Origin of the sequence: Phyllobacterium chamaecytisi, assembly GCF_020164455.1 — a bacterium.
Classification (GTDB): domain Bacteria; phylum Pseudomonadota; class Alphaproteobacteria; order Rhizobiales; family Rhizobiaceae; genus Phyllobacterium; species Phyllobacterium chamaecytisi.
Map to the genome: position 1 here is coordinate 471163 of NZ_JAIQWW010000001.1, position 23032 is coordinate 494194.

Consider the following 23032-nt stretch of genomic DNA (forward strand, 5'->3'; position numbering starts at 1 on the left):
CGAGAACGACAGTGGTGAAGCCAAGCAGGGCGACAACGGCTACGAGGAAGCTCATGCTGCACCGCCAGTCGCAGAACCTGAATGCTCAAGGAATGTTTCGAGATTGCCGACGAAGCCCTTGAGCTCGCGAACGTAATCGTTGAACCTGTTAGCATCACCGGGCTTGCTGAGGTCGAAGCCGCGATAGGCAGCCTTCATCTCATCGAACTTCTTGCACGAAACCTCGAAGGCCTCTTCGGCGCATGTGCCAGCGTGCATAAACCTGCCGCCGTGGTTGTACGGTGTCTTAGCGCTCATCAGATTGCCCTCGACTTGAAGCCATTGCAGATGATGTGCGTCTCACGAGCCAGAAGCTCGCCTACGTCGCGCATGTGACCAAGCAGAGCGTACTGCTCGACCATCTGTTCAGCGGCTTTACGGTTGAGAGGGATCAGCGCTTCGAGCTGCTGATAGACGGTCCAGCAATCGCGCGGCAGCTTTGCCAGAGCGACTGCCGTTTCCAGATCGCCGGTCAGGTTGGCATGGTCTGTGAAGAGGGCCGATGCGGTGTTGCTGTAGCTCGTCCGTACCCAAAACGAAGGCTTGCCTTCAGCGGCTGCTTTGCATGCGTACCGCTTTGAATTGGTGTCAGGATAGTTGCGCAGCGCGTCACCGATGCTCTCGATGATGAAGCCGGTTTCGGCTGCAACTTCGTCTGGCGTCCTGAACTCGTGGTTGATGATGTTCATCGTGTGATCTCCAAGCCGTTGATTGGCTCTATGTCGATCACATTAGCGGGAAATTTCCCGAAGTCAACACGGATTTGGGAAAAAACCCGAAATTGATATTGTGACTTCGGGAACAATCCCGTACAATTAAGGAATGGATGAGGGTGATGGTGTCAATGGTAATGGACGGCGAAGCGCTTTTCTGCGGTCGCGTGACCTATGGATTGATTATGTTAATCAGCACCATATGTTGAGCCATGCCACGGCACGCATCGGAATCTTCATAGCACTGCGTATGACAAGTAAAAACCCCACTACACAATGGACGGTGGAGAAATTAGCCCGAACTTTGCATGTCAGCACCAAGACTGTGACTGACGCTACCCTACGGCTGGAGCGCCTTGGGTTAATGAGGGTGAAGCGAAGTAAACACGCGGGAAATGAATACAGCATCCGACTGCCGGGAAAATTGGATACGTTCTAGCTACGTATCCAAACCCGTTGGTTTAGGGCTTTGCCGATCTTAGATCAAATGTATTAGTCGAGCTCTAAGTTCACTTTCCAGGGATTGGGGTAGGGCGATAGCCGCCTGTTACCACACCCTTGATGATGACTTCAGTGGTCTCGTCTCCGTCGATCGGGATAGGCTGCCATTTGTCGTTGGAGCTCTTCGGTACCAGAAAGAATTGCTCTCCGGTGCGCTCGATAGCCTTTACGGTGATCTCAACGAACTGACCCCCGCCCATACGACGCTCGACGTGGACACGCATGCCACTCGCTATTTCAACGCCAGCATCCCAGTAATCAACGCACGTAACGTAGGTTCCGTCTGGGTATTCGAGATCCATAGAGTCCCCGCGGACTAGTAATGCATATTGTCTAGCTCTCGGAAATCTCGGGTCTCTCGCGACGGGGATATGATGCGGTTCTTGTTCACCTTCAAACACAGTTACTTCCAACCAGGTACCAGCGTTAATTTCGGATATGACGGGAAGTCCTACAACCGGGATCTCGACAGTCTCAACATTATCATCGTTCGCCCCCAACAGAAATTCGGTTGAGGTCTTTAATGCTTCAGCTAGCTTTGCGAGATTTTCAGCGCTCGGACTTTTAGTTTTCCCTCTGAGTATATCACGAACGAAACTGGCGCCCAACCCGGCAGCTTTAGCAGCTTGTAGAGCGTTGAGGCCAAGGTGGTCCATGCGTTGCCGCACTCTTTTTTGCAATGACGAATCCATGGCATCTATCATACTTTTGGGAAAAATCACGTCCATCGGGAATGATCCCGAAGTTTGTGGTTGACACATTTGGGAAATTTCCCGATAGTGCCGGGCATGAGCACGAGCACTGAAATCACCAAAGAAGACATCCGGTCATACCTGTTGCAACGCGCCCAGGCGTACGCCGACACGATAGACCGTAAGCTTTCGTTTGTTTCCCAGCAAGCTGTCAGCGATAGCAAGTTTCTGGACCATGTGAGGAACGGTGGGAACTTCACCATCGTCACATACCAGAAGGTCATTGACTGGATCGATGAGCAGGAACGCGTTTCCGCTGGTGAAGCAGCATGAGTGCCGAGGCGGAAGTCAAAGCATTTATCGATCGTATCCTTCGCCTCAAGGAAGAGGGCGCGACGCGGCAAGAAGTGAAGGCTGCCTACGCAGGCCTTTCCGGCGATCAAAAAAATTATGTCGGTCTGATGGTTCGGCAGGAATGGCAAAGGCGCCAAGGATGGCGCGTCTATTTCGCAGCCTTCCCAAAGTCCGGACTGATCAAGATTGGCATTTCCAAGAATGTCGAAAAGCGGCTGCGCGATCTTTCGAAGATCAAGGGAGAGGAAGCTGAGCTTCTTTTCGATTTCCCTGGAATGTTCCCTCTGGAGGGTTGGTACCACGCTGTCTTTCACGACTGGCGCGTTGTCGGAGAGTGGTTCGCCCTCAATGACCTGACGCTTGCCAAGGTCGATGAACTTCGACGGAACGGCCCCGCGATAAAGATGGAGGCCGCATAGATGATCACGCGTAAAAGCCTCGCTGATGAGATCGACACATACGACCAGTCCATCGCTGATCTCAATGACAGCAAGAAGGATTGCTTCGACGCTTACCGCGATCAACTCTTCGCAGCTGGTGTGCTGAAAGAGAACGTTCGCAAAGAGATCGTCGCCGTCAAGGCAGCTATCCGCCGCCGTCGCGCCGTCCAGAAGAACGAAATCGAAGTCGAGGAAAAGGACGCCCTCATCGATGAAATCTTCGACGAGATCAATCAGCGTTCCCGTGCGCCGCGCACACACGTAGAAAACACACGAGAATTTCCGGTTGATCGGGAAGCTCGGCGTAAGCAGCGCATGTCCGAGAGCATGGACGATAATATAGCGCTCTCTGCGGAAATGGTTGCCGATGGCTTGATTTCGGAAGAGGCACACGCTGAGAACATCGCGCTGTCCAATGCCGTTGCTCGTAAATATGGCAATGGACCCCTCGACGGACAAATCGATCCCAAGCTTGCCCATACCATCGTAACCGGCTTGCAGACCGAAGCGGGTCGCGCCGCGCTGATCACAGCCGTCGATATCATGATCGCACGTGAAGAGCGCATAGACCCGGACACCGGCGAAATCCTCGGCGATGTAGGCGAGGGACAGGAAGCCCAAAGCAGTGACGTGGAAGCGGACCCTGCCAACGCAGGAGGCGACGATGTAGATCGCAGCGCATTGCGCGCCAGCAGCGCCGTGGAAGTCGGCGCAACAAATTCGCCGGAAACGGCACACCAAGTCCCAGCGCAGGACGGCGGCGGCACGGCTACCGGCGAAAGCCCTAGCGATAAGTCCAATGCGGCGCGACCAGCATCTGTAGATGCTCAACCGAACGTCGAGGGGATAGCGGGACAGGCTATCAATCCGGGCGTGACGGGTGGCGAGAGTGCCACAACCAATTCGCCGGAAACGGCAAACGAGATGGACCGCGACGTGCTTAGTGGTGGCTTGCCCGCCAATGCCGTGCCAGCGGAAAACGCCCGTAAGGCAATCCCGGAAACGGAAGACGGTAGCGTGAGCCATGCTGGCGCGGATGAAAGCTCCGCAACCAATTCTGAGACTACCCCTGACCCGCACACCCCAGCGGCTGACGACGGCCAGCCGGGCATACACTGCTCTTCTCCCGCGAGCGCAAAATACGATGGACTCCCATCCATCGTCGGTCAGGACCGCGAAAGCGGTGTTAATCATACGGGTTCGAAAGAAGAGCAAGCCGTCGACCAATTCACACCACCAGCATTCCTGCAAAAGCCGGTCAACCTCCGGCCTGATTGCCAGCATCCGAGCGCTTGCGCCGGTTACGGCTCGCATCAGTGCCATGCCTGCACCAAAGCGGCGCAAGAGGTGGCAGCATGAGTACGGTTCGCATCCCGCTCACACGCGGCTTCCATGCGGTTGTTGACGCTGATGATTTTCACTTGGTTGAAGGGTACATCTGGCAGGCAAGCTATAGGTCCGGTCTCATTTATGCTTCGAGACGGGAGGGTAGCCAAACTATCTACATGCACCGGGTAATCCTGGGCATAACGGATGAGCGGCTCGTCGACCATGCCGACAAGAATGGACTGAACAATCGCCGATACAATCTGCGCGAAGCAACCCGGCCGCAGAACATTGCAAACAGCGGACCTCACAAGACGAATGCCTCCGGCTTTAAAGGTGTTTCCTTTGACAAGGAGCGTCGACTTTGGAAAGCGCAGATCAACGCCAAACTCATTGGCCGTTTTGCATCGCCGGAAGAAGCTGCGCTCGCATATGATGACCGAGCCTTCGCGGCTTGGGGTGTATTCGCTTACCTCAATCAAGATCATTGTCCAAACCTCTGTGCGAAACGCATGCTCGATCTCGGGATCGAGGACCTGATTGCAGTTGAAAGCGAGGTCGCATGACCGTCGCGGTAAAAAAACTGGCAGCCGCCCGTAGGTGCTGCCAAGTTATTCAGGACGCAGTTTCCCTTCGGAACGTCGTGGCTTTTGCCTCACTTGATCTGCTTTTCTGTCCTGAAATTCTCGTTGTCGTGTCCCGCCAGGCTGCATCCGCTGTTTCGGATGCGAGCGCGGACGTCCAGCTTGATAACCATGCCGCTCGCCACGTCCTCCCGGCTTTGAGCGGTGACGGCCACAGAGGGTGCGACATCCTCTGTGGCCTCTTTACTCGCCTTTGCGCGGGACAGGATGCGCTCGGCGAGAAGTCCTATCGAATTCCAGTCATCAACCTCGTGATCCCCATCGTGTTGGTTGCTGCTGGCTTCTTCGTCAGTCTGTTTCAGTTCGTTTTTCTGGCTCGGTTGATCCGTCATGAGATCAATTTAGCCAAGGAATTCAAGCATGACGTTGTCAAAAAACGAGCATCACGTTGTCAAATTGAAATCGGAGCCGGAAGTCGTGAGTAGGGCCGAAATAGCCAGTAGCTACGTCAACCGCATGGTTGATGTCGAGAGCCGTGGTTGGGGCGATGTGTACCCGGCCATGGAACGTTTGGGGCGCCGGTACCGGCTCTCCAAGTGGACGCTTAATCATCTGAGGAAACACCGCGCAAAGACGGTCGATGACGGCACATTTCAGCGCATTCGATCGGCATACCTCCATTTCTGCGAGCAGCAAATTTCAAATCTTCAGCACGAATTAGAACTCGAAAGGTCGGTCCACCCAGATGCTCATATGGAGGATTTTGAGCGCGAGGCTTCGCAGCTTTTGGCGAAGGTTCGTGAAGCGAAGAAAACAGCGAAAAGCGCCGAAACCGGAACGCAGGGAGGATCATAAATGACAGTCTATTTCGCCAAGGCAAACAATCTGGTGAAGATTGGCCACGCGGAAGATGTGCAGCGCCGCCTTGCGGCTCTGGCAGCCTCATTTATCGACGGCATTGAGTTGGTTGCTCAATGCGATGGCGGGAAAGACGTAGAAGCCGCCTTCCATGCGATGTTCTCGGATTCTAAGGTCGAGGGCGAGTGGTTTGCCAATTCCCCCTTGATGGAAGCAACGATTTCCAAGCTCGCGCACAACGTTGGCGAGCGCAGGTTCTTCGGTGGTCAGCCCAAACTCATAGTTCGGTGTGTTGAGGCCAATCTGGCGAAGGCACTAATCAACAACCTGTTCGAAGCTGGTCTCTGGTCTGTCTCCAAGAACCTAGAAGCCGTTTATCACAAGCTCGCCGCTCTCAACCCCGAATGGAGCCGTCGCCGAGTGCGATCCATTTGGAATGGCGAAACTCGGAACATCAATTTCAGCGAGGTTGTCGATCTAGCCGCAGCGTCAAGCCTCACGCCTTATCAACTGGCGAAGATGATAGTCGATTCCAATGAACCTCAGGCTCAAGACGCCGAGGTGGCGGCATGAACCGCCCATTGATCATCGATTCTTTTGCAGGGGGCGGCGGTGCTTCCACCGGTATTGAAATGGCGCTTGGCCGTTCGCCGGACATCGCCATCAACCATAACCCGGCTGCGCTCGCCATGCACGAGGCGAACCATCCGCAAACGATGCATCTCTCAGAGAACATCTACAAGGTCGACCCGCTCGATTATGTGGCTGGCAAGCATGTCGGTCTGGCTTGGTTTTCGCCGGACTGCAAGCACTTCTCGAAGGCCAAGGGCGGCAAGCCAGTCGAGCGCAACATTCGCGACCTGGCGTGGATCGTTGTCCTTTGGGGACGCCGTGCCAAGCCGGATGTCATCTTCCTCGAGAATGTCGAAGAGTTCCGCGAATGGGGACCGCTGATCGAAACAGATCGTGGTCTGATGCCGGATCCTGACGCAAAGGGCCATACCTTCGAGCAATGGTGCAAGGCGCTGCGCAGCCTCGGCTATAAGATCGAATGGCGGGAGTTGCGGGCCTGCGACTTCGGCGCTCCAACGATCCGAAAGCGGTTCTTCCTCATCGCCCGTCGCGACGGCAAAAAGATCGTCTGGCCTAATCCTACTCATGGAAAGCCGACTGATCCCGAAGTCATTTCCGGCAAGAAGTTGCCTTGGCGCACAGCTGCCGAGATTATCGATTGGTCGATTCCCTGCCCGTCCATCTTCGATACCTCGGAACAGATCATGACAAAGCATGGATTGCGCGCTGTCCGCCCGCTTGCGCCAGCGACGATGTCGAGAACCGCACGCGGCTTAAAGCGATACGTGCTGGACGCTGCCCGTCCCTTTCTGGTCAACCTCACCCACGGCGCACGGCTCGAATCCGTCGACGAGCCTTTCAATACGATCACCGGAGCCCATCGCGGTGAAAAGTCCGTTATCGCGCCTTCGTTAATTTCAGTGGCGCACGGATATAGCGGCGGTCGCCGCGAGTATCCGCTGACTGATCCTATGGCAACGGTTACAAGCGGCGGCATAAGCCACGCTGTCATCGCGCCGGTTCTCACAGCCGGACAACACGGCGGGTCTAATCGCTCCGTCGAAGATCCCCACCACACCATCACCGCCAGCAAGAAAGACCAGAACGCGATAATCGTTCCCCATCTTTCAAAGTTGTATGGCAAATCGGATGCGCAGACCGTTGAAGGGCCAGCACATACGATAGCAACAAGGGGCAAGTCTGCCCTCGTGTCCGCCTTCGTGGCGCAGCACAACAATGACAGCCGTCGCGACGGCGGGGTTAATCCCGGCCGCGCAATGCATGAGCCGTTGTCGACCGTCACACAGACCGGATCGCAGCAAGGCGTCATCGCAGCATCGCTCATGAGCCTCAAGGGATCAGATCGGCGAGATAGCGACATGGACGAACCTCATCCAACAGTGCTTGCCGGCGGACGGCATTCGGCGCTCGTGACCCCGTTCATGACGAAATACTACGGCACTGGCGACGGTGCTCGAGTCGACGAACCGGCACACACCGTTACGATGAAAGATCGCTTTGCCTTCGTCGAGGGTGAGGTCGCACCGCCACCGCTGACCGATGACCAGATCACCCGGGCGCACGCTGTAGCCGACTTTATGCGCGAGCATGGTTTCTGGGATGAGCGCGAGGTCGTCACTGTCACGATCGGCGGCGACCTTTACACGATCGTCGATATAGGAATGCGCATGCTCACGCCGCGCGAGTTGTTCGGCGCGCAAGGCTTTCCACCAAACTACATCATTGACCCAATCTACAATGGCAAGCCGCTTTCGAAGAGTGATCAGATTGGCTGTTGCGGCAATTCCGTTTCCCCGCCCATGGCCGCTGCGCTTGTTGGTGCGAACTGTTCTGACCTCATTGAATATCGCGAGGCTGCCGAATGAGCGACAATCCTGACACGGTCAGCCCTTTGCATACCGCTATCGGCGTGTGCCTGGCACTCGTCGCCCGCTCAACTCGATCTGTTCGGCGGTGCGGCATGATCATTTTTCGGCAGGATATTTCTCCAAAAGCTGCATCATGGCGTCAAGCCACTCGGGTATCGCACGATCTCCCGACTTCCATCGGCGCATTGTCCGGGCATCAACCCGTACTCGGCGCGCCAACGGAGATTGCCAATCGTGGCCGTATAGTCCCATCGCACGAATTTCCAACTCAGATGGCGTCATTGCGTAATGGTATCAACAAAAGGGATGTTGAACTGTTTCGCGTACTTGCTGGCTTGCTTACGCATAGACGGAAGTGCGTCACCCGTCTTGAACGGAACAGACTCCATGACGGTGTAACCGTTTTCGGTCTGAGGTGCATCAATTCTAAGCTGAATGTACCCGTTCAAGAGCTCAAGCGTGATTTTTGTGGGGGTGAGAGGCCGGTAGTTCATTTCGCAATTTCCTTGTTTCGTTACCATCAATATAGGGCCAATGGTCCTATGTGTCAACGACTATTTTCCGGGGAAATTGCGGCATGAACGACGATCTGAAGCCATGGGAAGTGTACGTCACCCTGTTTCTCGTCTCCCTGCTCATCGGGATCGTTGTCCTCGGCTTCATGTCCATGGGTGAGGTGCCGGTATGAGCTACGTCGATTTCCTCAAGAACAAGGTTCGGCTCGCTCCTGTTTCCGGATTCGAGATATCGGATGATGAAGTCAATCCGATCCTCAAGTCGCATCAGGCGGCCATCGTCAAATGGGCGGTTCGTGGCGGCAAGCGCGCGATCTTCGCTGCGTTCGGCCTAGGCAAGTCTGTAATCCAGATTGAAGTGCTGCGCATCGTCTCGAAGAAGGCCAAGGGCAGGGGATTGATTGTTCTCCCGCTCGGCGTACGGCAAGAGTTCCGCCGCGACGGCCGGATGCTTGGTGTCGAGATAAAGTTCATTCGCAGCATTGCGGAAGCGGGCGAAACCGGGCTCTACATGACCAACTATGAAACGGTCAGAGACGGCAAGATCGATCCGAACGACTTCATTGCCGTCACTCTCGATGAAGCATCGGTGCTTCGCTCCTACGGCTCAAAAACCTATCAGACCTTCCTCACGCTGTTCGATGGCGTCCGGTACCGCTTTGTTGCGACGGCAACACCAAGCCCGAACCGCTACAAGGAACTGATCCATTATGCTGGCTTCCTTGGCATCATGGACACTGGTCAGGCGCTGACCCGGTTCTTTCAGCGGGACAGCACGCAGGCGAACAATCTCACGCTCTATCCGCACAAGGAAAAGGAATTCTGGCTCTGGCTTAATTCCTGGGCGATCTTCCTGCAACGACCTTCCGATCTCGGATATTCCGATGAAGGCTACAGCCTCCCGCCGTTCAAGGTCATCTATCACGAAGTGCAGTCCGATATCGCTGACGGCGGTATCGATCGCGACGGTCAGTCAGCCTTGTTCAAGGATACTGCCATTGGTGTTGTGTCAGCTTCGAAGGAGAAGCGCGACACGCTCGAGGCTCGTATCGCAGCGATGCAATCCATTCTCGCCGCGGCGCCGGCAGATCATTTCATCATCTGGCATGACCTCGAGGATGAACGCCGCGCCATTGAGAAGGCGGTACCTGGATCAATCTCAATCTATGGAACGCAGGATCTCGACAAGCGCGAACAGTCGATAGTCGATTTTAGCGACGGCAAGTTCCAGCATCTCGCCGCAAAGCCGGTGATTGCAGGATCCGGCTGCAACTTCCAGCGCCATTGCCACAAGGCCATTTTCCTCGGCATCGGCTTCAAGTTCAACGACTTCATTCAGGCGCTGCACCGGATTTACCGGTTCCTGCAAACCGAACAGGTCGAAATTCACATCATCTACGCCGAGAGCGAGCGCGAAGTGCTGCGGACTCTGCAGGGCAAGTGGGAGGCGCATAATCGCATGGTCGAGAACATGAGTGAAATCATCCGGGCCCATGGTCTGGACAAGCTTTCGGCCGCTGATGTGCTGACCCGTTCCATCGGTGTCGAACGGATCGAGGCGAAGGGCGATGGCTGGCTGGTTGCGAACAATGATTGCGTCGCTGAAGCGCAGTCCATGGCGGACAACTCCGTCGACATGATCGTCACGTCAATCCCGTTCTCAAACCACTATGAATATACGCCGAGCTATAACGACTTCGGCCATACCGACAGCGATGCGCATTTCTTTGAGCAAATGGACTTTCTTACGCCGGAGCTCCTGCGCATCCTGAAGCCCGGCCGGATATACGCCTGCCACACCAAAGACCGGATCATGTTCGGCAACGTCACCGGCATGGGAATGCCGACGGTCAATCCGTTCCACGCCAAGACGATGTTTCACACCATGTCACACGGCTTCGCCTACATGGGGATGATCACGATCAATACCGACGTCGTTCGGGAGAACAACCAAACCTACCGGCTGGGATGGACGGAAAATTGCAAGGACGGTACCAAGATGGGCGTCGGCTCGCCTGAGTACGTCCTGCTGTTCCGCAAGCTGCCTTCAGACACGTCGAAGGCCTATGCCGATGATCGCGTAGCGAAAGACAAGGAAGATTACACCAGGGCCCGCTGGCAGGTCGATGCACATGCGTTCTGGCGTTCATCTGGCGACCGGCTGCTCACACCCGATGAGCTGGCGTCCATGGGCCCCGATCTTCTTGCCAAGGCCTTCACCGAATGGACGCTCAAGAACGTCTACGACTATGAAACCCATATCCGCATAGGCGAGGCACTGGAGCTCCGTGGCGCGCTTCCGTCATCCTTCATGAGTTTGGCACCCGGAGCGCATGACGACTTCACCTGGCACGATGTAAACCGGATGCGGACGCTCAATGGCGACCAGACCAAGAAGGGTTTGGAAAATCATATATGCCCTCTCCAGTTCGATATCGTCGACCGGCTGATCAAGCGGTATTCGAATGAGGGCGATCTCGTATTCGATCCATTCGGCGGCCTGTTCACCGTGCCGTATCGTGCGCTGAAGCTGAAACGCCGCGGTCGCGCCTCCGAACTCAATCCCGGCTATTTCCTCGACGGTATCAAATACCTTGAGGCTATGGAGCGGGAAGTTTCGACACCAACCATGTTCGATATCTTCGAGACCAAGCACTTGGAGGCAGCCGAGTGACGATGCAACCGACACTGTTCGAAGGGTCGAAGCGCCTCGTTTATGACGACGCTATCGAACTGACTTTGCAGTCGATGCAAGCATATGGCCCCGAACATGAAAATTGGGGCATTGCTTGGTCAGGCGGCAAGGATAGTTCTGCCACCCTGACGCTGATCATTCACTTGATTGACGTAGGCAAACTGAAGCCACCGAAGAGCCTGACCGTGTTCTATGCCGACACGAGGCTCGAGCTTCCACCGCTGGCGATAGCGGCCGAGCGGATCATGGAACAACTAGCGGCGCGCGGCATCCGATGCGAGGTCGTTCGCGCACCGCTGGATAAGCGGTTCATGGTCTATATTCTCGGCCGCGGCGTTCCGCCTCCGAACAACAACACCCTCCGTTGGTGCACGCGTCAGATCAAGATCGATCCTATGGCCGCAGCGCTCGAGGCTCGCATCAATGAGTTTGACGGCAAAATTCTGATGATTACCGGCGTCCGCGAAGGCGAAAGCGCCATCCGCGACAAGCGCATCACCATGTCGTGTGGCAAAGACGGCGCCGAATGCGGGCAGGGCTGGTATCAGGAAGTTCTGCCGAACGCCAAAGGCATCCGTGGTCGTATTGCTACTCTCGCGCCGCTGCTCCATTGGCGCGTCTGCAACATATGGGATTGGTTGCGCATCTATGCTCCGATGATCGAATATGGCGGATGGTTCACTGCAGCCATTGCCGACGCCTATGGTGGCGACGAGGCGGAAGAGAAGAATGCTCGAACCGGTTGCGCCGGCTGTCCACTGGCTTCGAAAGACATGGCGCTTGATACCATCGTGGCGATGCCAGCATGGTCACATCTGGCCCCGCTGAAGCGCTTGAAGCCTCTTTGGCGGAAACTGCGCGAGCCTGAGAACCGACTGCGTAAGGCTGGCCTGGAGCGGCTGAAGAATGGGTCCGTTGCCGCCAATCCTCAACGCATGGGACCGTTGACCTTCGAAGCGCGACTGATGGGCCTTGAGACGGTTCTATCTATCCAGGCGGAGTGCAACGCGGAAGCTATCCGGCTCGGCCGCCCGCTTCTCGACATTCTCAATCCCGAAGAGGAAGAGCGGATCCGTGAACTGATCGCCGCTGAGACTTGGCCACAGGGTTGGGACGGTGACGAACCGACCGCTGACACTCCGATGGACACGATCTTTGCAGACGGCTCCGTTCAGCCGCTGTTTCTGTGAGGGGTGGATTATGAAACACTCTCGATCATCTGCAGAATGGGAAATCCGCGATGCGCTCGTGACGTATTGCCGGGCATCAATGCCGACCGGCCGGATCGTGCATGAACTCAACACCAGCGGGCAGGGAAGTTGCCGAGCAGACCTTGCAGTGATTGAACCGGACTATCTCACTCTATTCGAGATCAAATCGCAGAAAGACACGCTCAAACGGCTTCCCGAGCAATCCAAGGCCTTCGAGGCGTGCAGTCATGAGTTCATTATTTGCGCCCATACCAAGCACTTCATCTTTGAAGAGACAGAGCACTATACCTGTCCCGTGAAGCGGTTAAATGCTGACGGTTTTGCATGGAGAGATGACCATGTTTGGGAATACCCAGAGCCGCCGAAATATACCGGCCTAGGTGATTTCCGGTGGAAGCTTCGCCGCAACGATCAGTGGAAAAAAGGCAGGCCGTTTGAACCGCGGGCATTGTCTATGCTGTCCATGCTTTGGCAGGAAGAGCTTGTAAACATCTGCCATGCCCATCGCATCGCCGTCACAACCCGCGCCACGATCCCGGTCTGCATCAAGGAAATCACCTGGCACATGACCGGGCAGGAAATCTGCAAAGCAGTATGCAGGGCGTTGCGAGCCAGAACATTCACTGAAGCTGATGCTCCGATGATGGTGGCAGCGTGAGAATGACATCTGCCGAGTTCCGCCAGATGGCAACAGCAAAGCCAACCAAGTATGGCAATGAGCCTGTTTGGATCGATGGCATTCGCTTTGACAGCAAAGCCGAGGGCAAGCGCTATTGCGAATTGAAGCTCTTGCAGGCCGCCGGTGAGATTGCTGATCTGGAGTTGCAGCCCAAGTTCAAACTGATCGTCAATGACGTAGAGGTCTGCACCTATATCGGCGACTTCCGTTATTGGCACAATCATTCCAAGACGCGTGTTTGCGAGGATGTGAAAGGGGTTTCCACACCTGCTTTCCGTCTAAAGGCAAAGCTGTTTCGTGCCGTCTTTGGCTATGAAATCGTTCTGGTGAAGTCATGACCAGCGCTGCCGTGCGTCTCACCCAGATCGACGGAAAGCTGCCGAACCTTGCTTTGATGAAGCTTGCTCACTGGCACAAGTCACGGGGGGATGACGTAATTTTCACCAAGCATATCGAGCGCGACCTATACGAGCCCGAGTATCATCGGGTCTATGGCTCTGCCATATTCTCCTATAGCGCAGATCGTGTTGCCCTTTTCAAGGAACAGTTCCCTTCTGCCATTATTGGAGGGACATGGAACCTTTCCACCCTGACCACCGTCGAAGAGATGATTGGCCAGGACGAATACGAACACTACGATTATTCGATCTATCCGACCTTTGACGCGTCGATCGGCTTCACACAGCGCGGTTGCCGGCTGAAATGCGGCTTCTGTGTCGTTCAGAAGAAGGAAGGCAAACCGCGTTCGGTCAATACCATCGCTGATATTTGGCGCGGCGGTTCCTATCCGAAGCATCTGCATCTGCTCGACAATGACTTCTTCGGCCAACCCGAGGATCAATGGCGGGCCCGGCTCAATGAGATACTGGACGGCGGCTTTAAGGTTTGCCTGAACCAGGGAATAAACATCCGTCTGATCACAGAGGAAGCCGCTCAAGCGATTGCGACTGTTCCCTACTACGACGACAGCTTTAAGTACCGACGCCTCTACACGGCTTGGGATAACCTCAGGGATGAGAAGATATTCATGCGCGGTGTGGAGCGCCTAAATAGCGCGGGCGTGCCTCCGTCTCATCTCATGGTCTATATGCTGGTGGGTTTCGATAAATCCGAAACATGGGAACGGCTGTTCTACCGGTTCAACAAAATGGTCGCCCTCGGCATCCGCCCTTATCCGATGATCTTCGGCGATCGAGGAAAGACCCTTCCACTCGGAGGCGTCAACGCTCCGATCGCGGATCGAACCCTTGGTGAGTTTCAGCGGTGGGTGATCCGCAAAGCATATAATTTCGTTCCATTCGAATCCTATGACGTGAACGCCCGCGGAACCTTGGCGCCTGGACAGGGAAATTTGTTCGAGGTGGCCGCATGAGCAAGAACCCTTGGATACGATTTTTTCCCTCGGATTGGCTTGGTGGAACGCGTGGCATGAGCGCTGTTGAGACCGGCGTTTACATCACGCTGATCATGACGATGTACGAGCGTGGCGAGCCAATTCCAGAGGATCACGCCCGTCTGGCTCGGCTCTGCGGAGCGTCAAATTCTGCCTTCAAATCCGCTCTCGAAACCCTCGTTTCGGAGGGAAAGATCGTCCGCGTCGTGGCTGGTCTGTGGAATGAACGTGTCGAAAAAGAGCAAGTCTACCTCTCGGAAAAGTCAGAGGTAGGATTTCAGGCCGCAAAAGCCAGATGGACGAAAACCAAACAAAAACAAAGGCCGAAAGATGCAGATGCAATGCGTTCGCAATGCGATGGCAATGCCATTCCAGAAGCCAGAAGCCATATAGAAAAACCTACCAGTTTTTCTGAGCGCGCAAGCGCGCGAAAACCGAATGGATTTGTCCATATTCGGAAATCAACAGATGCAGCACTTTCACTCATCCAGGAGCTCAAGGAACATGAACAATTCGGAGAAGATCGAGGCGACAAAGTCATTGACCAAACTGTTCGGGAGCTTCCCGCAATCGCCCATGTCAGATCCTGACCTGCAGCTTCGTGCTTACCTCGATGCTGTCGAGGACTTCGAGTGCATCGACGTGCTGGCAGCCGTAGAGCGGTTTCGTCAGGGCGAGGTCAAGGAGGTCAACAAGGCCTATTGCCCGTCCACAGCTCAGCTCTGCGATGAGGTTCGGTACCGGAAGCAGATGCGGGAAATCATGGCCCGTGCCGGCATGAAGCCGGGACAGGCAGTAATTCAGTAGGAGTGCGTTGCATGGAACATGCAGAGAGTTCAGTAATGGCCAGCATCGAGGAGAGGGCAGATCGCATCATCGCGGTTAGCCCGGCGCTGGCGAGGGAAATAGCGCGACGGTTTCATGTGGAGCCGTCAGGACTCACCCATCGCCAATCCGAGGCGTTGGCGTTCCTCAGAAATTTTCAGGCCACGCATGGTGTTGCCCCAACATACAGCGAAGCGGCTGAAGCTCTTGGCGTATCAAAAACAGCAGCGTTCCACATGATCCATCGACTGGAGAAGCGCGGTCACATCCGCATGCTTTCCAATCAATGCAGGTCGATCGCGTTCATCGAAGCAGCATAGACCACGGGGAGGCGACGCCCCGAACATTTAACGGACAGGACAGGACACAATGGAAGCGGTGATTGACAAAGACAAGCATTGGTACGTGGTGAGAACCAACGTGAAGAGCGAGGAAAAGGCCTTTGCGAACATCCGCAAGGCCGGATACGACACGTATTATCCTCGTCGACGGGTTGAGGTGCAGAATCGACGCACCCATACCTATAAAACGCTCGAAAACCCTTTGATGCCGCGATACCTATTCGTCGCTTTCTATGTCAGGGACAAGAGCTTCTATCGGGTGACTTGCTGCGACGGTGTCGAATGCATCCTTGGTGTTGATGGCCGTCCCATCCAGGTATCTGCCAATAATGTGGAAAAGATTTACCTGGCTGAAATCGACATGAAGTTCGACGATACCCGAGCTGCGAGAATACATCGGCAAGAAGAGTTGGCATCAGAGAAGGAAAACACAGCGATGCAGTTTCCGGCCGGGCGCAATGTCTTTGTCACAGAAAAGGGAAATCCTTTTGCTACGTTCGGCGGTGTTGTTGAGGAAGTCACCAAATCCGGCAAGGTCATTGCACTGATAGAACTATTCGGGCGCATGACGGCGGTTCAGTTTGATGGTAAGCAATTGACACCAGCTTAGGTGGAGGCTTTCCATGAAAGACCCGAGAGAACTGGCAGCGCGTGCGCTGTGTCGAAAGGCCGGTAATCCAGAGAATACAAAGTTCGAAGGCAAGCCGATGTGGACGTCTTATCTCGATGAAGTTGAGACCGTGCTCGCCGCCGTGAATTATGACGAGCTCGTTGCTTCCTTGGCAAAGAAAGCATAATAGGTAGATATCCCCAGTATCTTGATAAAAATCCTTTTGTGTAGGACGCAAATCAGTATATACGCGCATATGTGATTTGCGCTGCCGCCGGACCTTAGTCATCGGGAACACTCGCCGGGCGCCTGGGAAGAGCTTCACGGCTTCCCGCCATGGAAAGCTATTCACCAAATTCAGTGTGTCGGAGTGGAGCAGTCTGGTAGCTCGTCAGGTTCATAACCTGAAGGTCGCAGGTTCGAATCCTGTCTCCGCAACCAATTGCCCGGTAGTGCTGCTGGAAAATGCAGATAGACCTCGACCGGGTAAGTGCCGCCACCCATTGACCGCAGTCTATGCGATAGGGTGGCGGCCTTTCCATTCTTGCAGTCGGGTCTGGCCAATCCATCCGCCAAGACGTGCAAGGTCTCGTGGCCCGCGAGCGATAAAGGAACGGGCGAGCGCATGCCGGGCGTGCTTCTGTTGAGAAGCGATACGGGCGCCAGCGGGTCAGTGGCCTTCTCGTTTGGTGGCACCCTTGGAAGAGGTCTCCATGGCGGTAGGATCCCGCCCTGTCTGGCGAGAGACGGTAAACCTCGCATAGTTCCCAGCGCCGGCACACACCCCGGCTCACCTTCATTTCGTTTCCGGTAAATCGGGATGCGGGGACATCAGGAACCGGCAGGTAAGTGCGCTCCCACAGGAGGCCAGAAGCCTGATAGCGAGGCGCGGAACGGGTATCATACCGGTCTACGGCGTGGAGTGGGGAAGCCCCAGTCTCGAAGTTTCGCCACATGGTGGCAGGGATGGCCAGTAATCGCGGATCAGAATGCCGTGGTGAATACCATCCCAATCTGTCCGCCCCGCCTTGTGCGGGGCTTTCATTGGAGAGCAGTGATGAACGCGTGCAACTGCATCGGCCCTCAAAACGGCAATCCACTCTGCCCCTGCATGATGCGCGGCGTCACCGTTGAAAACGGGCGTTATGTCCAGAAGACAGATCTCGGTCCCGCACCTGCAGAGGTAGGCGGGAAATCATGGCTCACCCGTCAACCTGCGAAAAGGAAACTGACATGACTACGACTGTAATCGTTAAGGCAAATCACGGCTGGCCGGTTGATGTAACGCCACGCGATCCAAAGACGGGCGAAGCGTTGGATCACTATCCGACACAGCGCGTCGAGCCAAACACCGAACGCATGGTCCACGTTCACTCGGGTATGGATCTGCTTATTCATGAAGTCCAGCCGGACGAAATCAAAAGCGACGACGACGGCGCTTAACACCATCCCCCGCACCTCATAGTGCGCTTGCGGCGGCCTTTCGGGTCGCCGTTCTCATTTCACCAACCCGAAAGGAACCAAGCATGCGAATGTTTCGAAGTATCATGTTCTGCAGTCTGGCAATGTTTGCCGCTGCCATCATTTATGTGACGCCCTCCAGTGCGGAATATCACCGCTCAGATGCTGGAATCTACAGCCTGGCATTCACCGACTTCGACTATATGGCTCCGCTGGCCGTGCACATTGATGTGGAACGCCTCGCTGTTGTCCATGCCGATGATCCCATGAAATTGGTCAAATCGCGAAGTATCGGCATTCTCAAGCCGGTCTATCAGGCTTCGCTCATCACCGACGGTCAGAACCTCATCGATCTTCGAATGCGCTGCTAGCGTCTCTAAATCGAGCCGGGTGCCACAACGCGCCCGGTTCTTCCGATGTTCATCTCTGCTTCCTCGAATCGAGGACGAAGAAATTAACATAGGGGTTTCAATCATGGGTGATATCGGCGGTGCATTCAAAATGCTCCTGATAGTTGCATGCTTCGGTCTCGCCTTCATCGGCTCAATGGCTGTTAGCGCACTCGTGGCCATATTCGCTCCTGTCAGCATCTTCTATGCAATTGGCTTTGCTTTGCTCGTTAGCACGCTCGCCAGCTTCTACGTTTCGGCAAAGGTGCAGTGATGATCAATCGGGTACGTCGCAAGCCAGGTGGAGAAGTTCGCCAGCAAATCCGCGAAGCTATCCTTGCAGATTATACCGCAGGTGTTCCGGTTGGTGAGATTGCTCAACGCCACAACGTCTCGGGTAGCTATCCTACGATTTTGGCTCGGCGCCATGGATTGACGCGTCGATCGAATGAAGTGACCAAGGCAATCAAGGCTGCAAAGATTGCCAAGCGCGAAGCGGAAAATGCTCCAGCGCCAAAGGTAGCCGCGCCTTGTCCGGTCAATGAAGTTCTTCGCCTGTCCGCCAAAGGAATAGGCATTTCAGCTATCGGTGCTTTGCTTCGCTGCTCATACCGCGATGTGATGGCAGCCCTGGATATGGGAGAGACAGCATGAACCGGCGCTCACTCCTCGCATTCATCGGCCTTGCTCCCATTGCTGGAGTAGCGGCTGCGCTGCCACGGCCGGCAGACCCGGTGAAACTCGCTGGTACCGGCGGTCGTGAGGTGAAATTTACCTTCCCACCCAATCCCGAGGCGGATGATTATCTCAAGCAATACTTGCATGAGTGCTACGGCAATCGACGGCCGTTCATTTTCAAGGATGGTGTTTTGGTGCTGGAGAATGCTCGCATCAACGATATCTACCGGTAGATCGCATGTTCATGTCCCGTCCCATACCCCCGGAGAGCATCACGTCCATTGATGCCAGGATAACCTTTGCTCCGGCTCCTGAATTGGTCGAGTGGGCAAGGGCTACCTTCATTGAGGATGATGGCAAGTTGCACAACCCAGATCACTTCCATTTGCAGTCGGCTTCCATCGGCATGCTCTGGACCAACGTGAGCAACAGCCGCAAAGGCCGTCGCATCGTCGGTCAATGTGAAGAGGGTCAGCCATCCGGCATGATGGGCAAATGGGGCAAGGCTCGGGCGGAAGAGCAGATCATCGGATGGTTCGGTCACGTGCCGGATTTCATTCTGACCTTCGAGGCTGAATACGCCATGTCCTGCAGTGATGCTGAATTCTGCGCACTGGTTGAGCACGAGCTGTATCACGCTGCGCAAGAGACTGATCCTTTCGGTGCCCCGAAGTTCCGTAAGTCGACAGGACTGCCAGCATATACCCTGAGAGGACACGACATCGAGGAGTTCATCGGTGTTGTCCGTCGTTATGGGGCAGATGCTTCACATGTTCGCGCACTGGTCGATGCAGCCAATGCAGGGCCAGAGATCGCCAATGTCCGTATCGCTCATGCATGCGGTACCTGTCAGTTGCGTGCCGCTTGATTGCTTGATGGATACTTGATCGACCATGGCCAAGGGAAAATTGTCAGTCGAGCAGCAAACCTTCGTTGTTCAGTCGCTTGCATGCTTCGACACTCCGATGGTTGTCGTCGCTGCACTCAAGAAGGACTTCAACGTCGTCGTCAGCGCACAGGCCGTAGAGGTTTACGATCCGAACAAGCGGGCTGGTCGGAAACTGTCAATGCGGTGGCGGGCACTGTTCGAAGAGACGCGTAAGACTTTCCTCGCGGATACTGCGACGATCGCGATCTCTCATCGCGCTGTTCGTTTGCGTGCTCTCCAGCGTATGGCGGACAAGGCTGAGACGCAGGGAAACATGGTCCTCGCATCATCGCTGCTAAAGCAGGCTGCTGAAGAAGTTGGCGGATCGTACACCAACCGGCGCGAACTGACCGGGAAGGATGGAAAGGACCTACCGACGGCGGTGCCAGCGGTGACGATATTCCAGTTGCCCGATAATGGCAGGAGCTAGCGCAGGGCAGGTCGCCCAAACCATCATCCGGCCGCAAGCGGGACCACAGACGACATTCCTCGCTTCTCCGGCTGATATTGCTATCTATGGCGGATCGGCAGGAGGCGGCAAGACGTGGGCGCTTCTCATGGAGCCGCTGCGCCATGTGGCCAATCCACAGTTCGGTGCAGTGTTCTTTCGGCGCACCACGGTGCAGGTCAGAAACGAGGGCGGTCTTTGGGACGAGAGTGAAAAGCTCTACCCGCTCATGGGGGCGCAACCGAAGGAACATAACCTTCAGTGGAAGTTCCCTTCCGGTTCGGCTCTTTCGTTTGCTCACCTCGAGCATGACAAGACCGTACGCAACTGGCAGGGCTCGCAGATCCCGCTGCTCTGCTTCGATGAGTTGACGCACTTCAGCGCGAAGCAGTTCTGGTACATGGTTTCGCGTAACCGCTCGATGAGCGGCGTTCGCGGGTATATCAGGGCAACTTGCAATCCTGATGCTGATAGTTGGGTCGCTGGCTTCATTTCGTGGTGGATCAACCAGGACACCGGATTTGCCATTCCAGAACGTGCCGGCATCCTGCGTTGGTTCGTGCGCATTGGTGATGCGATCATCTGGGCCGATCAACCACAGGATCTTGCAGACTACAGACAGCCAGACGGGACACCAATCCCGCCGAAGTCTGTCACGTTCATTCCGGCCAAGCTGACCGATAACGCCGCGCTCATGGCGGCTGATCCCGGCTACATGGCCAACCTCATGGCTCTGCCAACGGTAGAGCGGGAACGCCTACTCGGCGGCAACTGGAAAATTCGCCCCGCCGCTGGTCTCTACTTCCAGCGCGCTTGGTGTCAGGTCGTTGATGCTCTTCCGACGGACATCACTTGGATACGCGGATGGGACTTGGCAGGAACGCCGAAGATCGAAGGTAACGACCCGGATTGGACGTGCGGTACCAAGATGGGCAAGACACGGGATGGTCGGTATTTCATTGCCGATCACCGCAGGGACAGAACAAGCCCGGCCGGTGTCGAGCGCATGATCAAGAACACGGCTGATGCAGACGGCACGAACGTCCGTATTTCATTGCCGCAGGATCCGGGGCAGGCGGGCAAGAGCCAGGTCGCAACACTGACCAAGCTGCTCGCTGGCTACAATGTCCGGTCATCTCCCGAATCCGGTGACAAGATCACTCGTTTCGGCGGGTTTTCGGCACAGGCTGAAGCCGGGAACGTCTTCGTTCTTCGCGGTAACTGGAATGAGACTTGGTTCACAGAGCTCGAAAGCTTCCCTGAAGCCGAACATGACGATGATGCAGACAGCACGAGCCGAGCCTTCAACGCCCTGTTGGATGGCTCTACCGCGGCTTTGTTTGGCACGTATGGAAATCGATAATGACCGATAAGCAACCCAACGCGACGAGCAGTGATTTTGACGCCATGAGTTCGTACTGGACCATGGTGTCAACGATCCTTGCCGGCGCGGATGCCATGCGTAAGGCCAAGCAGTATCTGCCGAAGTTCCCGAACGAGACAGAGACCGATTACGAGTTCCGTCGCAAGAACAGCAAGTTCACCAATATCTTTCGTGATATCGTTGAGAACCTGGCAGCGAAGCCTTTCTCAAAGGAAGTCGCGCTTGGCGACAAGGTTACAGAGCGGATCAAGACCCTTGCCGAGAACATCACCGGGCAGGGGGACAGCCTGCATGTTTTTGCGGCTAATACCTTCTTCCATGGCATTTCCTACGCCGTTGACTGGATCCTTGTCGACTATACCAAGAACGTTCCTGCCAACGTCACGGTTCAGCAGGAGAAGGAACTCGGCGCCCGTCCGTATTGGGTACGGGTACCGGCGCAGAACTTGATTGCAGCCTATTCCGAGATGGTGGGCGGCGTTGAGACCTTCGTCCATGTCCGCATCAAGGAAGATGCGACGGAACGTGACGGCTATGGCGAAAAGACGGTTGAGCGGGTCCGCGTCCTCAATCGTGAGTTGACCCGCGATGAAAAGGGCGAGGTGATCTCCGCCGCTGATGCAACGTGGGAAGTCTGGGAAAAGCAGAAGGATGCAGCCGGCAAGGAAACTTGGGCTTCGGTCGGTGCTGGCCCGATCACGATCAAGGAAATCCCGCTTGTCCCGTTCCTCACCGGTCGACGCCTCGGTCATTCATGGCAGGTCGTTCCGCCGCTTCAGGATGCGGCCGATCTCCAGATTGAGCACTATCAGCAAGAGTCTGGCCTGAAGTACGCCAAGGAGTTGACCTGCTTCCCGATGCTCGCCGGTAACGGTGTGTCTCCGGCCATGGGCGAAGATGGCAAGCCGCTTGCCGTCCCGGTCGGTCCGAAGTCGGTTTTGTACGCTCCGGCCAATGGCGCTGGCGACCATGGCGAGTGGAAGTTCATCGAGCCATCGGCTCAATCCCTTAAGTTCCTTGCCGATGATGTGAAGGAGACGGGCCAGCAGCTTCGTGAGCTTGGTCGCCAGCCGCTGACCGCTCAGACCGGCAATCTCACTGTGGTTACGACCGTGTTTGCCGCCCAGAAGGGTAACAGCGCGATCCAGGCATGGGCCCTGAACCTCAAGGATGCGCTTGAGAACGCAATGCGGCTGACCGCGCTATGGTTGAACGAGGAAGTCGAGGCCGAAGTCACGGTGCACACCGATTTCGACGTCGAGACAGACAGCGTCGAAGGGATGAAAGTCGTTCTCGAAATGAAGAAGGACAGCCTGATCTCGCGCACCGCGTCTATCACGGAAGCCAAGCGCCGCAACATCCTGTCGCCTGAATATGACGGTGAAGCCGACATGGAACTCATTCTCGAGGAAGTGCCGGGCGAGGATACCGAGGCCGATATCACTGGATCGCAGACACCTCCGACCAAGCAGCCGATCATTCCGGCACAAACCGTATAGGAACCGC

31 protein-coding genes and 1 tRNA gene are annotated in these 23032 nt (G+C 55.6%); 28 read left to right on the forward strand and 4 right to left on the reverse strand.

Going from position 1 to position 23032, the window contains the following annotated elements; all coding sequences use genetic code 11:
- Positions 1-51: 51 nt before the first annotated feature.
- From LB462_RS02350 to LB462_RS02360, 3 genes are all read right to left on the reverse strand, one after another.
- The gene (locus LB462_RS02350; protein WP_224505780.1) at positions 52-297 is read right to left on the reverse strand and encodes a hypothetical protein; all 246 of its coding nucleotides are present in this window, start codon (positions 295-297) and stop codon (positions 52-54) included.
- Positions 297-728 (reverse strand): hypothetical protein, encoded by a 432-nt coding sequence (locus tag LB462_RS02355; RefSeq protein ID WP_224505781.1) that lies wholly within the window; start codon positions 726-728, stop codon positions 297-299. The genes LB462_RS02350 and LB462_RS02355 overlap by 1 nt, the downstream gene beginning before the upstream one ends.
- Before the next feature lie 533 nt (positions 729-1261).
- A complete protein-coding gene (locus LB462_RS02360) occupies positions 1262-1981 on the reverse strand; it encodes a LexA family protein (RefSeq protein ID WP_224505782.1) in 720 nt (239 codons plus the stop codon).
- A 60-nt stretch (positions 1982-2041) separates the two neighbouring features.
- Here LB462_RS02360 and LB462_RS02365 point away from each other — a divergent pair, with 60 nt between their 5' ends.
- From LB462_RS02365 to LB462_RS02400, 8 genes are read left to right on the forward strand one after another with little or no spacing between them, the layout of a single operon-like run.
- Complete coding sequence (locus LB462_RS02365; protein WP_224505783.1) at positions 2042-2278, forward strand: hypothetical protein; 237 nt, start codon at positions 2042-2044, stop codon at positions 2276-2278.
- On the forward strand, positions 2275-2718 hold the full coding sequence (locus LB462_RS02370) for a GIY-YIG nuclease family protein (RefSeq protein WP_224505784.1): 444 nt from the start codon (positions 2275-2277) through the stop codon (positions 2716-2718). Before LB462_RS02365 ends, LB462_RS02370 begins: the two co-directional genes overlap by 4 nt.
- Positions 2719-4098, forward strand: a complete 1380-nt coding sequence (locus LB462_RS02375; protein ID WP_224505785.1) for a hypothetical protein — start codon at positions 2719-2721, stop codon at positions 4096-4098.
- The gene (locus LB462_RS02380; RefSeq protein ID WP_224505786.1) at positions 4095-4631 is read left to right on the forward strand and encodes a hypothetical protein; all 537 of its coding nucleotides are present in this window, start codon (positions 4095-4097) and stop codon (positions 4629-4631) included. The genes LB462_RS02375 and LB462_RS02380 overlap by 4 nt, the downstream gene beginning before the upstream one ends.
- Entirely contained in the window at positions 4628-5134 is a 507-nt protein-coding gene (locus tag LB462_RS02385) for a hypothetical protein (RefSeq protein WP_224505787.1), read from the forward strand. Before LB462_RS02380 ends, LB462_RS02385 begins: the two co-directional genes overlap by 4 nt.
- A 31-nt stretch (positions 5135-5165) precedes the next feature.
- Entirely contained in the window at positions 5166-5504 is a 339-nt protein-coding gene (locus LB462_RS02390; protein ID WP_224505788.1) for a hypothetical protein, read from the forward strand.
- A complete protein-coding gene (locus LB462_RS02395) occupies positions 5505-6080 on the forward strand; it encodes a GIY-YIG nuclease family protein (protein ID WP_224505789.1) in 576 nt (191 codons plus the stop codon).
- Entirely contained in the window at positions 6077-7966 is a 1890-nt protein-coding gene (locus LB462_RS02400; protein ID WP_224505790.1) for a DNA cytosine methyltransferase, read from the forward strand. The genes LB462_RS02395 and LB462_RS02400 overlap by 4 nt, the downstream gene beginning before the upstream one ends.
- Positions 7967-8247: 281 nt before the next feature.
- Here the strand turns inward: LB462_RS02400 and LB462_RS02405 are convergent, their stop codons facing one another.
- A complete protein-coding gene (locus LB462_RS02405) occupies positions 8248-8463 on the reverse strand; it encodes a hypothetical protein (protein ID WP_224505791.1) in 216 nt (71 codons plus the stop codon).
- Positions 8464-8653: 190 nt separating this feature from the next.
- Between LB462_RS02405 and LB462_RS02410 the strand changes: the two genes are divergently transcribed.
- The 20 genes from LB462_RS02410 to LB462_RS02505 all read left to right on the forward strand — a co-directional run bounded on the left by LB462_RS02410 (position 8654) and on the right by LB462_RS02505 (position 23025).
- Positions 8654-11158 (forward strand): DNA methyltransferase, encoded by a 2505-nt coding sequence (locus tag LB462_RS02410; protein WP_224505792.1) that lies wholly within the window; start codon positions 8654-8656, stop codon positions 11156-11158.
- Positions 11159-11160: 2 nt separating this feature from the next.
- Positions 11161-12369: a phosphoadenosine phosphosulfate reductase domain-containing protein gene (locus tag LB462_RS02415; protein WP_224506034.1), complete on the forward strand. Its 1209-nt coding sequence runs from the start codon at positions 11161-11163 to the stop codon at positions 12367-12369.
- A 10-nt stretch (positions 12370-12379) separates the two neighbouring features.
- The gene (locus tag LB462_RS02420) at positions 12380-13048 is read left to right on the forward strand and encodes a hypothetical protein (RefSeq protein ID WP_224505793.1); all 669 of its coding nucleotides are present in this window, start codon (positions 12380-12382) and stop codon (positions 13046-13048) included.
- 2 nt (positions 13049-13050) lie between these two features.
- Entirely contained in the window at positions 13051-13407 is a 357-nt protein-coding gene (locus LB462_RS02425) for a DUF1064 domain-containing protein (RefSeq protein ID WP_224505794.1), read from the forward strand.
- Positions 13404-14441 carry a radical SAM protein gene (locus LB462_RS02430; protein WP_224505795.1) on the forward strand — a complete coding sequence of 346 codons (1038 nt, stop codon included), beginning with the start codon at positions 13404-13406 and terminating at the stop codon, positions 14439-14441. Before LB462_RS02425 ends, LB462_RS02430 begins: the two co-directional genes overlap by 4 nt.
- Positions 14438-15052: a YdaU family protein gene (locus LB462_RS02435; RefSeq protein WP_224505796.1), complete on the forward strand. Its 615-nt coding sequence runs from the start codon at positions 14438-14440 to the stop codon at positions 15050-15052. The genes LB462_RS02430 and LB462_RS02435 overlap by 4 nt, the downstream gene beginning before the upstream one ends.
- Positions 15039-15269 carry a hypothetical protein gene (locus LB462_RS02440; protein WP_224505797.1) on the forward strand — a complete coding sequence of 77 codons (231 nt, stop codon included), beginning with the start codon at positions 15039-15041 and terminating at the stop codon, positions 15267-15269. The genes LB462_RS02435 and LB462_RS02440 overlap by 14 nt, the downstream gene beginning before the upstream one ends.
- Before the next feature lie 11 nt (positions 15270-15280).
- Positions 15281-15607 (forward strand): LexA family protein, encoded by a 327-nt coding sequence (locus LB462_RS02445; RefSeq protein WP_224505798.1) that lies wholly within the window; start codon positions 15281-15283, stop codon positions 15605-15607.
- Between the two features lie 49 nt (positions 15608-15656).
- The gene (gene nusG, locus LB462_RS02450; protein ID WP_224505799.1) at positions 15657-16238 is read left to right on the forward strand and encodes a transcription termination/antitermination protein NusG; all 582 of its coding nucleotides are present in this window, start codon (positions 15657-15659) and stop codon (positions 16236-16238) included.
- Between the two features lie 13 nt (positions 16239-16251).
- Positions 16252-16425, forward strand: a complete 174-nt coding sequence (locus LB462_RS02455; protein ID WP_224505800.1) for a hypothetical protein — start codon at positions 16252-16254, stop codon at positions 16423-16425.
- A gap of 176 nt (positions 16426-16601) precedes the next feature.
- Positions 16602-16679: transfer RNA gene (locus LB462_RS02460), tRNA-Met, on the forward strand.
- 792 nt (positions 16680-17471) lie between these two features.
- A complete protein-coding gene (locus tag LB462_RS02465) occupies positions 17472-17681 on the forward strand; it encodes a hypothetical protein (RefSeq protein ID WP_224505801.1) in 210 nt (69 codons plus the stop codon).
- A gap of 83 nt (positions 17682-17764) precedes the next feature.
- Complete coding sequence (locus LB462_RS02470) at positions 17765-18070, forward strand: hypothetical protein (protein ID WP_224505802.1); 306 nt, start codon at positions 17765-17767, stop codon at positions 18068-18070.
- Between the two features lie 103 nt (positions 18071-18173).
- Positions 18174-18362 carry a hypothetical protein gene (locus tag LB462_RS02475; RefSeq protein WP_224505803.1) on the forward strand — a complete coding sequence of 63 codons (189 nt, stop codon included), beginning with the start codon at positions 18174-18176 and terminating at the stop codon, positions 18360-18362.
- Complete coding sequence (locus tag LB462_RS02480) at positions 18362-18742, forward strand: hypothetical protein (protein ID WP_224505804.1); 381 nt, start codon at positions 18362-18364, stop codon at positions 18740-18742. Before LB462_RS02475 ends, LB462_RS02480 begins: the two co-directional genes overlap by 1 nt.
- On the forward strand, positions 18739-18999 hold the full coding sequence (locus LB462_RS02485; RefSeq protein ID WP_224505805.1) for a hypothetical protein: 261 nt from the start codon (positions 18739-18741) through the stop codon (positions 18997-18999). Before LB462_RS02480 ends, LB462_RS02485 begins: the two co-directional genes overlap by 4 nt.
- 5 nt (positions 19000-19004) lie before the next feature.
- A complete protein-coding gene (locus LB462_RS02490; protein ID WP_224505806.1) occupies positions 19005-19634 on the forward strand; it encodes a putative metallopeptidase in 630 nt (209 codons plus the stop codon).
- 25 nt (positions 19635-19659) lie between these two features.
- Positions 19660-20124, forward strand: coding sequence for a DUF2280 domain-containing protein (locus LB462_RS02495; RefSeq protein WP_224505807.1), 465 nt, complete (start codon positions 19660-19662; stop codon positions 20122-20124).
- Complete coding sequence (gene terL, locus LB462_RS02500; protein WP_224505808.1) at positions 20111-21505, forward strand: phage terminase large subunit; 1395 nt, start codon at positions 20111-20113, stop codon at positions 21503-21505. Before LB462_RS02495 ends, terL begins: the two co-directional genes overlap by 14 nt.
- The gene (locus tag LB462_RS02505) at positions 21505-23025 is read left to right on the forward strand and encodes a DUF4055 domain-containing protein (RefSeq protein WP_224505809.1); all 1521 of its coding nucleotides are present in this window, start codon (positions 21505-21507) and stop codon (positions 23023-23025) included. Before terL ends, LB462_RS02505 begins: the two co-directional genes overlap by 1 nt.
- Positions 23026-23032: the final 7 nt, after the last annotated feature.